The sequence below is a fragment of the Methylobacterium sp. FW102-HT35C08 genome, from assembly GCF_058790235.1.
The window spans coordinates 452,044-465,000 of sequence record NZ_JBYTCL010000002.1 but is presented as its reverse complement, the minus strand read 5'-3'; the positions used below and the strand labels follow the sequence as shown (position 1 = coordinate 465,000).

The window sequence follows — 12,957 nt, the reverse complement described above, 5'->3', positions numbered from 1 at the left end:
AAGATCGGCGATGTGGCTGCCCTCGCCCCGGCCTACGGGGTGCATGCCCCCCTCGATCATCTCGGCGCCTCAACGTCCCAGATCGACCGGCGGGCGGTGAATTTGCGGTGGCTCTGCGCCAGTACGCTCACGGGTCTGACCGGCGCGGGTCTGATCGCAGCCGCGCTCCACGTCTCGCTGCAGGGTGACATCTCTTTCGCGGCGATTCCCGAGAGGGCAACCGTGGTGGCGCGGCCGCTGCCGAGCGAGAGCGGGGCCAACATCGCCCGCAAGGGCGACCGCCTCGTGCGCAATCTGATGGTCGCTTCCGCCAAGCAGAGCTTCCGCGCGCCCGTGACCGTCCGTCTCGGGGATCGCGAGATCATCAAGGCGAAGGCTTTCGTCCGGCTCAGCACGCCCTTGTCGATGACCACCGGGGTCTATGCTGCGGAGCCGCCGCGCTTCGACCCGATGAAGTTCGTCTCCGACGAGCCGCTCGAGCGCGCGCCCGACGCCGCGGCGGACGCGCCGAGCGCGGAGGTCACCGTGGTCAAACGCGATCTCGGCGACGCGGCGGTCGATGCCAGCGCGCCCGCGCTCACCGACGACGACGTCACCGCCCAGGTCGAGGAGGAGCGCCGCATCGCCGCCGAGGCCGGGCGCCGCGCCGCCATCCCGATCGCCCCGCAGATCATGCTGTCGCGAACCCTGCAGCAGGGCGGATCGGCCGACGGCGACGGGACGGCATCGAAGGAGGCGAATCCGTTCAAGTCCATCGAGGTGCTGGTCGTCCCCGAGAACGTCACCAAGGTCGCCAAGACCGAGCTGAAGCCGAACGATGTGCCGCTGGTAGAAGAGCGCGACCTCGCCCTCAAGCGCGGCGAGACCCTCGAGAGCACGCTCAAGGCTACGGGCTTCGCAGGCGATGAGGCGATCCGCGGCGTGGTCGCGGCCCTCGGCGGCAAGGCGAAGACCGCTGCTCTCAACGAAGGCCAGGCAATGCGCGTGCAGATCGCCCCCGGCTCTCATCCCGGCGATCCGCGTCAGGTCACCCGCGTGGTGCTCTACGGAGAGAACGGCATCGAGGCGATCGCCGCCCTCAACGACCGGGGCGCCTTCGTCTCGGTGGCGCCGCCCGTCGAGGAAGCCCCCGCCGCGAAGCCGCAGCCCCAGGCGGAGGCCGGCGAGGATGAGGACGAGGATTCGGGCTCCGGACCCCGTCTCTATCAGAGCCTCTACGAGACCGCGGCGCGCCACGATCTGCCCCGTGCCACCGTCGAGGATATCGTCCGGGTGTTCAGCTACGACCTGGATTTCCAGCGCCGGATCGCCAGCGGCGACGGGCTCGACGTGTTCTACACCTACGACGACGAGGCGAGCGCAGACCGGCCGGACCTGCTCTATGCCGCCCTGACGCTGGGCGGCGAGACCCGCAAGGTCTACCGCTTCCAGTCCCCGGATGACGGCACGATCGACTATCTCGATGATCAGGGACGCTCTCTGAAGAAGTTCCTGCTGCGCAAACCCATCGCGGACGGGATCATGCGCTCAGGTTTCGGCTACCGCCGCCATCCTGTGCTCGGCTATGCCAAGCTGCACACCGGTGTTGACTGGTCGAATCCCATCGGCACCCCGATCATGGCGGCGGGCAACGGCGTGGTGATCCGCGCCGAGATGACCTCCGGCTACGGGAACCGGGTCGAGCTCCAGCACGTCAACGGTTACGTCACCACCTACAACCACATGTCCCGATTCGGCCGCGGCATCCGTGAGGGCGTCAAAGTTCGGCAGGGGCAGATCGTCGGCTATGTCGGCTCCACCGGCCTGTCGACCGGCGCGCATCTCCACTACGAGGTGATCATCAACGGCCATTTCGTGGACCCGATGAAGATCCGCGTGCCGCGCGGCCGCGAGCTCGACGGGCGGCTGCTCGCCGAGTTCAAGCGTCAGCGCGAGCAGATCGACGCGACCATGCAGAAGTCCAAGAGCGCCACGGCACTCGCCCAGCGCGACGCGGTGGTGCGTTGAGCCGCAGCATTCGGATCAGGTGAAGCCGAGCCGTGCGCGGATCGCCTCGGGGGTCACTCCCGAGGCGCGGAGGTCCGCAAGAGTTTGCGAGCCGCGCGACTTAGCGAGCTTCTCACCGGCGGGGTCGAGAAGCAGCAGGTGATGCCGATAGCGCGGCCCGGGAAGACCGAGCAGGCGCTGCAGCAGCACGTGGAGATCGGTGGCGGCCTCCAGGTCGCGGCCGCGGACGACGTGGGTGACCCCCTCCTCCGCATCGTCGTGGACCACCGACAGATGATAGCTCGTCGGCACGTCGCGCCGCGCGATGACCGCATCACCCCAGCGGGCTGGTTCGGCGGCGACTTGATAGGCGCCGGCCTCATCGAAGGCGCAGTAGCCGTAGGGCCCGGGTGCTTTCCGCAGGGCGGCCGCCATGTCGAGGCGCCAGGTATGTGGCTCGCCGCGGGCGAGGCGGTCGGCCACCAATCCGGCTTCGAGCGTGCGGCAGGTTCCGGGATAGAGCGGAACGCCGTCCGGATCGCACGCGGTCGCGCCGCCGGCCCCGACCCGGGCCCGGATCTGCCCGCGCGAGCAGAAACAGGGATAGGCGAATCCTCCCGCGATCATGCGATCGAGCGCGGCCTTGTAGGACCCCATATGCTGCGACTGACGCCGCACCGGCTCCGGGTAGGTCAGCCCGAGCCAGGCGAGGTCTTCGACGATCGCCTCGATCAGCTCGGGCTTCGAGCGCTGCGGATCGATGTCCTCGATCCGCAGGCGGCACACGCCGCCCATCCTGGCGGCGAGATCGGCGTTGAGCAGCGCCGAATAGGCGTGGCCGAGATGGAGGCGCCCGTTCGGGCTCGGTGCGAAACGAAGGAGCGGCGTTCCGGACCTCACCCGTCTTGATGGCGCAGGCAATGGGGAGTGGCGGGCTGGCAGGCGATCCCGGGAAGCGAGCAGGCCGGCCCCTCCGGAAGTCGCTGGCAGACCGTGCAGCCGTCGCTCCATTCGAGGCACGCCGGATCCTCGGCGGCTGAGCGCGGCGCCGGTGCGTGCCGGGCGGGCAGCAGCGCGCCGAGCAGTACGGTCGCGATCACGAGAATCGCCGTTCCCCACGCGGCGAGCGCGCCGCTCGATGAGCGCGGTGCGGGCGACGGGGCGGTGGCTGTCGACATGGAGATCCTGTTGGCGCGGGGTGTGCCCCGCTGTCAACGCGGGACCCGTCAGGCCGCGCGCGCCGTCCGGCGTTCCAGCAGAGCCGGAAGCAGTTTCACGTTGAGCGGCTTGGCCAGGAAGCCGTCGAACCCCGCTTCCCGGGCGGCGCGCTCGTCCTCCGGGCCGGCATTCGCCGTGAGTGCGACGAGATGGAGCCGATGGGTGTCGGGTGATTCGCATTCGGCGGCACGGATCCGGCGGGCGGTCTCGTGGCCGTCGAGGCGCGGCATCCGCACGTCGATCAGCGCGAGATCGAAGGGCCCGCCGGCGTTCAGCCTTTCCAGCGCCTGCACGCCGTCCATCGCGTGGACGACCTCGGCGCCGAGCCGCTCCAGCGCACGGGTCGCCAGGAGCGCGTTGATCGGGTTGTCTTCGGCCAGCAGGACTCGCAGGCCGGCACCGGACCGCAGGGCCGGCGCGGCGGGCGTCGTGGCGGTCTCCGACGAGGCGGGAAGCGCGAGCAGGCGCTCGAACAGGGATCGCGCCCGGACAGGCTTGATCAAGTAGCCGTCGAAGCCCGCGGCGCCCGGCGCACCGAAGCCGCGCCGGTCGAAGGGCGACAGCAGCACGAGGCTGCAGCGCACGCCGCAGGCGCGCGCGGCGTCGGCGATCTGCCGTACCGCCGCGTCCCCGAGCGCCCGGTCCGCCAGCACGACGTCGAAGGCTGCGCCGGACAGGGCGTCGAGGCCGGATTCCAGGCTGTCCACGATCACGGTCGCGGCGCCGGCCCGGGACAGGCTGCGCGCGAGATAGGGAGCCTGGTAGGGTGAATCGGCGACGATCAGGCAGCGCTGGGCGTTCAGGCGCACGGCGGGACCACGTCTTCGCCGCTGGGCGCCGCGCGCGTCCGGCAGCGGCAGCGTCACCCGGAAGATTGAGCCGCGTCCCACCCGCGATTCCGCCTCGACGCGCCCGCCCATCCGGGTCACGAGACGCCGGGTAATGGCGAGACCCAGCCCGGTCCCTTCGTGGCTGCGGCTGGCGCTGCCATCACCCTGCTCGAACTCCTCGAACAGGATCGGCAGCCGATCCTCCGGAATACCCGGGCCGGTATCCGAGACCGCGATCACCACCTCCCCGTCACCCGCCTCGGAGCGCGTGAAGGTCAGGCTCACGCCGACGCCGCCGCGTTCCGTGAATTTGATGGCGTTGCCGGCGAGGTTGATCAGGATCTGCCGCACCCGGTCGGCGTCGCCCAGCAGGCTCGGGGGCACGTCCTCGGCGACGTCGAGGGCGATCTCGATACCCTTGTCCTGGGCGCGGGGCGCCAGCAGCTCGACCACGCCCTCGGCGAGCGCCGGCAGGTCGAAGGGCTCGGCCGCGAGATCGAGACGGCCGGCCTCGATCCGGGAGAAGTCGAGCACGCCGTCGATCAGACCGAGCAGCGCCTGGCCGCTGGTCCGCACGGCCTCGACATAGGTGCGCTGTTCCGGATTGAGATCGGTCCCGAGGACGAGATCGGCCATTCCCAAGATGCCGTTGAGCGGCGTACGCATCTCGTGGCTGATGGTGGCCAGGAAGCGCGATTTCGCGACGCTCGCCGCCTCGGCCTTCTCCAGGGCGGCATCGCGGCTGCGGATCGCCTCGACGCGCGCCGTCACGTCCCGGCCGGCGCGCAGCCAGTGCATCGCGTCGCCGTGCGCCACCGGCATCTCCACGAAGGCGAACCAGCGGACCCGTCCGTCGACCGAGCGGACCTGCGCCTCCATGCGGCGCACGCCGTCCTCCCCGACCTCGACCGTGCCGCGCTCCAGGATCTCCAAATCGATCTGCGAGCCGAGCAGCGTGATCGGCTCGCGGCCGAGGAGCCGGGCGAAATCCTCGTTGGCGTAGGTGATGCGGCCGCTCGCATCCCGCTGGACGATGACCTCCGTGGTCGCCGCGACCAGGGCACGATAGCGGTCCTCGCTCTCGCTGATCCGCCAGAGGCGGTCGTGCATCCGCTCGGCCTCGTTCCCGTCGTCGGGCACACCGCGCCCCCGCCAGCGTCCCAGGGCGAGGGTCGCGGCGATCAGGAGTGCCAGGACCAGCGCGATATCCTTGATCATCCGTGCCTCCCCGGCGGCAGGCCGGTTCGGGTGCAGGATCGCAGGCGAAGCTGAAGGCGGCGTTGGGAAAGGCGCTTAACCGGCTGTTGCGGCATTCGCCGAATGCGGCGCGGCGGCCCTAGACCGGCCGCGGCCCAGGCGTATCTGCCGGAAACGCCACCAGAGCGCGATCCGAACAGCGGCTCGCGAGTTGCCTGCCAGGACAAAGGCCAGGACAAAGGCCAGGACAAAGGCCCGGACGGAGACCGCACATGCCCGGCGAGCATTATGACGTCATCATCGTCGGGTCCGGCCCGGGCGGCGGGACGATGGCGTGGCGCCTGGCCCAGACCGGCAAACGCATCCTGCTGATCGAGCGCGGCGACTATCTCCTGCGTGAGCCGCGGAACTGGGACAGCCAGGCCGTGATCGTCGACGGTTACTACCAGGCCAAGGAGACGTGGTACTCCTCGGACGGCAGCAGCTTCCATCCGGGGCTTCACTACTACGTCGGCGGGAACTCGAAGTTCTACGGCTCGGTCCTGTTCCGGCTGCGCGAGAAGGACTTCTCCGAGATCCTCCATCAGGACGGCATCGCGCCGGCCTGGCCGGTGGGCTACGACGAATTCGAGCCGTATTATCAAGCCGCGGAGGAACTGTTCCACGTCCACGGCCTGCGCGGTGAGGATCCCACCGAGCCGTGGTCGAACAAGCCCTACGCCCATCCGCCGATCTCGCACGAGCCGCGGATCCAGGAGCTGTTCGACAATCTCAAGCAGGCCGGCCACCAGCCGTTCCACCTGCCGGTGGGCGTGCGGCTCGTCGAGAAGGACGGGCGGGCGGTCTCGACGTCGCCCTGCATCAAGTGCGAGTCCTTCGACGGCTTCCCCTGCCCGACCAACGGCAAGTCGGATGCGCAGACCATGGTGGTCGACCCCGCCCTGCGGGACTGCCCGAACCTCACGCTCCTCACCCGCACCTATATCGAGCGTCTTGTCACGGACCCGGCCGGCCGCACGGTGACGGGCGTCGTCGGCACCCGTGACGGCGATCCCTTCGAGGCCTCGGCCGACATCGTCGTGGTGGCCTGCGGCGCGCTGTCCTCGTCCCTGCTGCTGCTGCGCTCGGCGAGCGACCGGCACCCGAACGGCCTGGCCAATGGCTCGGACCAAGTCGGCCGCAACTACATGCGCCACAACAATTCGACGGTGCTGGCGATCTCGAAGACGCCGAACCCGACCCGGTTCCAGAAGACCCTCGGGCTCAACGACTTCTACTTCGGCGACCCGGATCCGAAGGACGATTGGGATTTCCCGCTCGGGCACATCCAGATGGTCGGCAAGTCCGACGGGGTCCAGATCCATGGCGAGGGCCTGCCGGGCTTCCTGCAATGGTTTCCCAACAAGCCCTTCGACTGGATCGCCAAGCATTCGGTGGATTTCTGGCTCACCTCGGAGGACATTCCTCTGGCCCAGAACCGGGTCTATTACCGGGACGGCAAGGTCCACCTCGATCTTACGGAGACGAACGTCGAGGCGCACAAGCGGCTGCGGCACAAGCTGCAGGAGATCTGCGCCTTCACCGATATCCATCCGCACCTGTTCGACCGCTCGCTCTATCTCGGCAAGAACGTCCCGATCGGCGGCACCGCGCACCAAGCCGGAACGCTCAGATTCGGAGACGATTCCGCGAACTCCGTCCTCGACCGCAACTGCAAGACACACGAGCTCGACAATCTCTACGTGACCGACGCGAGCTTCTTCCCGTCGATCGGCGCCGTGAACCCGACCCTGACGATCATCGCCAACGCCCTGCGGGTGGCCGACCACCTCGTCCAGCGGATGGGCGCCCGGGACGAGATCGCACCGCCCCGGCTGTTCGACCACACCGAGCCGCGCGAGCCTGTCCCGGCGTGATGCCTTCATAGTAGGCCGGCAAGACCCGACTGTGGGAGGGCCCGAGCCGCCTGCCGCCACGCCGTCCTCCCGGGGCCGCGCAGCGGAGCCCGGGATCCAGAGCCGCCGCGGCGGCAGATCCGGCGACGACGCGTGTCTGGATTGCCCGCCTCCGGCGTGCCCCTCCGAGTCCGGGCTCGCCTGCGGCGCCCCGGAATGACGGCGCAGGGTGGGAAATCGGCAAAGCGTCCGGCAGGCAGGTTACCGCCCGCCATGCGCGATCGTCCCCGCGCGCCGTTCGGCGCCGGGGGCATGGCCCAAGAGACGAACGCGCGGGACGCGGGACGCCGCGGGAACCCAGGTGTCGGCCAGTCAACGCGCGGGATCCGATCCCCGCGACGCCCGCGGCATCGACCGGGCATGGTCCCCGGCCGGTGCCGTCTTTCTCGTCGCGGTGTCTCCGACGTCCCGGTCCTGCGCCGGCCTGCCAAGCGGTCTCAGGCGAGGCGCACGCGCCTCCGGAACCCGCTATCAATGCCGTGGCCTTCCAGCCGTGTGCCCGCCTCGTATTGGGCGGATCCGCAGGGTGCGTAGGGTCGGCCCAGTGGCGGGTCGGCGCGGGGACATTTCGGCCCCCGCCGGGCAGACTGCCGCCCGGTCTCACGCCCGCCACCGAGACACGCCCCGTACCGGCACGCCGCCCGGGGCGATGGCGGCTGAGAGCCACCGACGCGGGCACCGCCCCGCGCCACGGACCTGCCCGGTCAGCCACCGGGCGGGCCCCGTCAAGGACGCCCCGGGATCGCTCCCGGGCCGCCGTGGGCAGGTGGCGGCTAATGAGCACAAAATAGGAACATTGTCAAGGGCGGAGCGTGCCCTGCGCCGCGCTGCTGAGTGTATAACGCCCCCGCATCGTCGTTCCGGGGCGCCGCAGGCGAGCCCGGACCCGGAGGGGCACGCCGCAGACGGGCAACCCAGAGCCGCCGACGGTGCCAGGTCCTGCCGCGTCGTCGTGTCTGGATCCCGGGCTCCGCTGCGCGGCCCCGGGATGACGGGACGGCTTGCAGTGATGCGACGCTTTCCTCTCGGTGCGGCGCCCCGCATCGTCGTTCCGGGGCGCTGCAGGCGAGCCCGGACCCGGAGGAGCACGCCGCAGGCGGGCAACCCAGAGCCGCCGGGGGTGCAGGTCCTGGCGCGTCGGCGTGTCTGGATCCCGGGTTCCGCTGCGCGGCCCCGGGATGACGGGGCGGCTTGCGGTGATGCGGCGCTTCCCTCTCGGTCCTGCGTCCCGCACCGTCGTTCCGGGGCGCCGCAGGCGAGCCCGGAACCCAGAGACACCGGTGGTGCCGAGTGCTGGCGCGTCGGCGCGTCTGGATCTCGGGCGCCACTGCGCGGCCCCGGGATGAGGGCGAGATGCAGACCGCCGCGTCTGCTATGTCGGGCGTCCGAGCCCTCATCGATCGCGACGCGCGTGGCCATCGACCATATCGACCTCACCCGGATCGACCTGAACCTGCTCGTCGCCCTCGACGCGCTGCTCGACGAGCGCAGCGTCACGCGGGCGGCCGCCCGGGTCGGCATCGGCCAATCGGCGATGAGCTCGAGCCTCGCCCGCCTCCGCCGCCTGTTCGACGACGAACTCCTCACCCGGGCGCCCGACGGGATGCGGCCGACGCCGCGCGCGCTCAAGATCGCCGAGCCCCTGCGCGCCACGCTCCGGCAGGTCCAGGCGTTGGTGCACCGGGAGGAGCGGTTCGATCCGAAGACCGTCGAGCGCAGCTTCACGGTCAGCCTGCCCGACAGTGTCGAGGTGCTGCTCGGGCCGCGGCTGATCGCGGAACTCCGCCGGGAGGCGCCCGGCATCCGGCTGCTGCTCCGCTCCGTCGACCGGGCGCGGATCCTCGACGAACTCGACGCAGACCGGGTCGATCTCGCCATCGGGTTGTTCTCGGAAGGGCAGATCCACCACAAGCAGCGGCTCCTCTACCGGGACAGCTACGTGGTCCTGTTCAACGCCGCGCTGATCGGCCTCCAGCCGCCGATCGGCCTCGACGATTACCTGCGCTTTCCCCACGTCCTGACCTCCCTGCGCGAGACCGCGCACGGGGTGGTGGACGACGCGCTCGCCCTAATCGGCCGGTCGCGGACTCTCGCCGTGACGACGCCGCGCTTCCTCGTCGTGCCGTTCCTGGTCCGCGCCGCGCCGGTGATCGCCACCATGCATGCCCGGCTCGCCACATCCTTCGCCAGCGCCCTGGCGCTCAGCGTCAGCCCGGTCCCGGTGCCGCTCGACGACGTGGCGGTCTCGATGCTCTGGCACGCGTCCTACGACCGCGATCCGGCCCATCGCTGGCTGCGCGACCTGCTGGTCCGGCTGGCTCACGAGCCGCCGGAGTTCGGCATCATCTGATGCGCAGCCTCATAGGCACGGGTCCTCGGCCGCCTCCAGGCGCCCGCTCGCGATGGCGTCGCGAAACAGGGCGTAATCCGCCGCGTTCCGCTCCGTGTAGGCGGCCGCCCAGTCGGCGATCGCGCCGCCGAGGTCGTGGTGCTTGCCGCTGCCGCAATAGCCGGTGATCGCCGCCGCGTCGCCGGTCCGGGCATGGGCCCGGGCGAGGAGCACCCCGTAGGCGTACGCGAAGGTCAGGAGCGAGACGCCGGACATGCGGGCCAGCGGGATCGCCCCCTTCAGGTTCTTCATCTGGCGCACGTAGTAGGGCCGGCCCGCGATGCTGGTCCAGCCTAGCAGCGGGTCGCCCACGGCCTGGAGCAGGCGCTGGCCGTAGATCACGCGCTCGCCCTCGTGACCGGCATAGGGCGCCGGCATGCCCGGCAGGTAGGGGGCATGGGCCGGGCGGACCGCTTCCTTGACCTGGAGGAAGAGCGCGTCCGCGTCGGAATTTCCGAACAGGAGCGCGACGTAGGCCCGGGTGCCGACGCTGCCGACACCGACGACGCGGTGGGCGACGTCGACGACGTGATAGCGGTCGAGCATGAAGCGCCGCTCGCGCGGCAGGGTCTCGGCATAGCGCTCCAGCCCCGTCACGATCCCGTCCCGCGTCGCATCGTCCACGGCTGTCAGGATCGGCGGGTCCACCTGCAGGCGCCAGCTGCCGTCGGTGCGCCGCTCGGCCAGCTGGCCGAGCAGGTTGCGGTTGTTGCGCCGCCGCGCCTTGTCCACCGCCCGCCGGACCACCCCCCGGGCCTCGGCATCCATCCGGATCCCGGTGAGTTGCGGGGTGTCGGCCCGCGTGGTCTGGTACCAGACGTCGAGGGAGCCCTGGGGCGCGAGGCGCCGCATCGTGTGCTGATAGCCGGCGACCACCTCCTTCACGGCGGCGTGGCGCGCGCTGCCCGGAACGCCGGCATCGGCGGTGGCGACCGCGATGCCGGCGGCGAGACGCTTCAGGTCCCATTCCCACGGGCCGATCGTGACCTCGTCGAAGTCGTTGAGGTCGAGGACGATGTCGCGCTGCGGCGTGCCGAACAGGCCGAAATTGTCGGGGTGCGCATCGCCGTTCATCACCACGTCGATGCCGCTGCGCGGCCCGCGCGAGAGGTCCCAGGCCATCACGTGGGCGGCCCCGCGCAGGAACGCGAACGGCGACGTCGCCATCCGGGCGACCCGCAGCGGGATCAGGTGCGGCTGCCGCCCCCGGTGCGCCGCCTCGATCAGCGCGACCGGATCGGGACGGTCCGGATCGGACGCGAGCGCGGCCTGCGCCGCGTGGGGAACCTCGCCGCGCAGGCGCTTGCCGGCGTGCCGGCGCTTGTCCCAGGACTCGACGCCGACCCGCAGGTCGATGCGCGGGAAATCCGCGATCGGTGCCAGCACCGGATCATCGGCCCCGCCGTCGGACTGGGCCTGACCGTGCGGCAGTTCAGTCCCGTTGCTCGCCGCCCGATCCATGTTTTCCCGATCCCTTCAGGCGGGACAACCTTGACCGTGCCGCGCCGTTCCGAGATGCCGACAGTCTTGCACAGATAGCATCTGCCCGGCTCTGTGACTGTTCAGCCGTGACCGGGCCTTGACCACTCTCCGGGTGAGCCCTCTAACCGTTCGACTATTCGAGGGCGTCTGTCGTCCCGCGCCGTTCACGGTCTCGCGACCAGCGGGCCGGAACCGGGCCGGACGCCCGATCGGCCGCCGTTGCATCAGCGAGACGTCGCATGCCCAAGGGTTCAGATCTCCTCGTCGCCGCTCTCGAGAACGAGGGCGTCGATCGCATCTTCGGCATCCCCGGCGAGGAGAATCTCGACGTCGTCGAATCCCTGAGGAACTCCAAGATCGAGCTGGTCCTGACCCGCCACGAGCAGGCGGCGAGCTTCATGGCCGCCACCCACGGCCGTCTCACCGGCCGCCCCGGCGTCTGCCTCTCGACGCTGGGCCCGGGCGCGCTGAACTTCTCCACCGGGGCCGCCTACGCGCATCTCGGCGCCATGCCGATGATCATCATCACCGGCCAGAAGGGCATCCTGACCTCGCGCCAGGCGAAGTTCCAGATCGTCGACGTGATCTCGTCGATGAAGCCGATCACCAAGATGGCCCGGCAGATCGTTTCGGCCTCCTCGATCCCCACCATCGTGCGCGACGCCTTCCGGGTCGCCACCGAGGAGCGGCCCGGCCCGGTCCTGCTGGAGCTTCCCGAGGACATCGCCGCCGAGGAGGCCGAGGCCGACCTCGTCCCCTCCCACCCGATCGACATTCCGGTCGCCCATCCGGCCGCGATCGAGCGCGCCGCCGCCATGATCCTCGGGGCCAAGCGCCCGCTGGTCATGCTGGGCGCCGCCGCGAGCCGCCCCCGCGCCACCGGCGAGCTCGGCGGCTTCGTGCAGCGCACCGGCATCCCGTTCTTCACCACCCAGATGGGCAAGGGCACCGTCGCGGGCGGGACCGACCTCTACATGGGCACCGCGGCGCTGTCCGAGCGCGACTATGTCCACGAGGCGATCGACAAGGCCGACCTGATCATCGCCATCGGTCACGACACGATCGAGAAGCCGCCCTTCTTCATGGGCCAGGCCGACCAGAAGGTCCTGCACATCAGCTACATGCCGGCCAATGTCGAGCAGGTCTATTACCCCGACGCCGAGGTGGTCGGCGACCTCGGGCCGACGCTGAAGCTGCTGGCCGACAAGCTCGACGGCAAGCTCCCGAACGCGGGCGCGCTGCTGCACCTGCGCGAGCACATCCTCAGCCATATCGGCGACCGGGCCGGCGAGGACCGCTTCCCGGTGACGCCGCAGCGCCTCGTGCGCGACGTGCGCCGGGTGATCCCCGAGGACGGAATCGTCTGCCTCGACAACGGGATGTACAAGATCTGGTTCGCCCGGAATTACCGCACCTACGTCGCCAACACGCTGCTCCTCGACAACGCGCTGGCCACGATGGGCGCGGGCCTGCCCTCGGCCATGATGGCGGCGATGCTCTACCCGAAGCGGCGCGTCATGGCGGTGTGCGGCGACGGCGGCTTCATGATGAACAGCCAGGAGATGGAGACCGCGGTCCGGCTCAAGCTCAATCTCGTGGTGCTGGTGCTCGACGACTCGGCCTACGGGATGATCCGCTGGAAGCAGGCGGTCGACAAGTTCGCCGATTACGGCATGACCTTCAACAACCCGGACTTCGTCCTCTACGCCAAGTCGTACGGGGCCACCGGCCACCGGGTCGAGTCGGTCAACGACCTCGTACCCACGCTGGATCGCGCCTTCGCGGCGGGCGGGGTGCATCTCGTGGCGGTGCCGATCGACTATTCCGAGAACACCCGCGTGCTGGTCGACGAGCTGCGCGCCAAGGTGAAGGATTTCGAGCCCGCCGAGTGAGCTCGGCG

The 12,957-nt window shown here is 70.3% G+C and carries 8 protein-coding genes (1 of these 8 only partly in view); 4 read left to right on the top strand and 4 right to left on the bottom strand.

Features of this window, described 5'->3' with window-relative positions; translation table 11 throughout:
- On the top strand, window positions 1–2,007 hold the 3' portion of the coding sequence (locus AC3WSN_RS02320) for a M23 family metallopeptidase (protein ID WP_492536076.1). 18 nt of this gene lie to the left of the window's left edge; 2,007 of the gene's 2,025 nt are visible here — the last part of the coding sequence; the start codon falls outside the window, past its left edge; its stop codon occupies window positions 2,005–2,007.
- A 15-nt stretch (window positions 2,008–2,022) separates the two neighbouring features.
- On the opposite strand, the gene gluQRS is transcribed toward AC3WSN_RS02320, so the two are convergent.
- The 3 genes from gluQRS to AC3WSN_RS02305 are packed head-to-tail and all read right to left on the bottom strand — an operon-like array spanning window position 2,023 to window position 5,252.
- Entirely contained in the window at window positions 2,023–2,886 is an 864-nt protein-coding gene (gluQRS, locus tag AC3WSN_RS02315) for a tRNA glutamyl-Q(34) synthetase GluQRS (protein ID WP_492536074.1), read from the bottom strand.
- Window positions 2,883–3,164: a hypothetical protein gene (locus AC3WSN_RS02310; protein ID WP_192711487.1), complete on the bottom strand. Its 282-nt coding sequence runs from the start codon at window positions 3,162–3,164 to the stop codon at window positions 2,883–2,885. The genes gluQRS and AC3WSN_RS02310 overlap by 4 nt, the downstream gene beginning before the upstream one ends.
- A 48-nt stretch (window positions 3,165–3,212) precedes the next feature.
- Window positions 3,213–5,252, bottom strand: coding sequence for an ATP-binding protein (locus tag AC3WSN_RS02305; RefSeq protein ID WP_492536072.1), 2,040 nt, complete (start codon window positions 5,250–5,252; stop codon window positions 3,213–3,215).
- Window positions 5,253–5,503: 251 nt separating this feature from the next.
- Here AC3WSN_RS02305 and AC3WSN_RS02300 point away from each other — a divergent pair, with 251 nt between their 5' ends.
- Together AC3WSN_RS02300 and AC3WSN_RS02295 are read left to right on the top strand one after the other, a co-directional pair.
- Complete coding sequence (locus tag AC3WSN_RS02300; protein ID WP_492536070.1) at window positions 5,504–7,147, top strand: GMC oxidoreductase; 1,644 nt, start codon at window positions 5,504–5,506, stop codon at window positions 7,145–7,147.
- A 1,450-nt stretch (window positions 7,148–8,597) separates the two neighbouring features.
- A complete protein-coding gene (locus AC3WSN_RS02295; RefSeq protein ID WP_492536068.1) occupies window positions 8,598–9,536 on the top strand; it encodes a LysR family transcriptional regulator in 939 nt (312 codons plus the stop codon).
- A 9-nt stretch (window positions 9,537–9,545) separates the two neighbouring features.
- Here AC3WSN_RS02295 and AC3WSN_RS02290 read toward each other — a convergent pair whose 3' ends face one another.
- Window positions 9,546–11,036: a DUF2252 domain-containing protein gene (locus AC3WSN_RS02290; protein ID WP_492536066.1), complete on the bottom strand. Its 1,491-nt coding sequence runs from the start codon at window positions 11,034–11,036 to the stop codon at window positions 9,546–9,548.
- 260 nt (window positions 11,037–11,296) lie between these two features.
- On the opposite strand from AC3WSN_RS02290, the gene AC3WSN_RS02285 reads away from it, so the two are divergent.
- Window positions 11,297–12,949: an acetolactate synthase large subunit gene (locus AC3WSN_RS02285; RefSeq protein ID WP_091786109.1), complete on the top strand. Its 1,653-nt coding sequence runs from the start codon at window positions 11,297–11,299 to the stop codon at window positions 12,947–12,949.
- The last annotated feature ends 8 nt before the right edge of the window (window positions 12,950–12,957 follow it).

Bases quoted from the DNA above. Each gene is read 5' to 3' on its own strand.
- AC3WSN_RS02310 (WP_192711487.1), bottom strand. From the start codon at position 3,164: ATGTCGACAGCCACCGCCCCGTCGCCCGCACCGCGCTCATCGAGCGGC.
- AC3WSN_RS02305 (WP_492536072.1), bottom strand. From the start codon at position 5,252: ATGATCAAGGATATCGCGCTGGTCCTGGCACTCCTGATCGCCGCGACC.
- AC3WSN_RS02290 (WP_492536066.1), bottom strand. From the start codon at position 11,036: ATGGATCGGGCGGCGAGCAACGGGACTGAACTGCCGCACGGTCAGGCC.
- AC3WSN_RS02285 (WP_091786109.1), top strand. From the start codon at position 11,297: ATGCCCAAGGGTTCAGATCTCCTCGTCGCCGCTCTCGAGAACGAGGGC.
- AC3WSN_RS02300 (WP_492536070.1), top strand. From the start codon at position 5,504: ATGCCCGGCGAGCATTATGACGTCATCATCGTCGGGTCCGGCCCGGGC.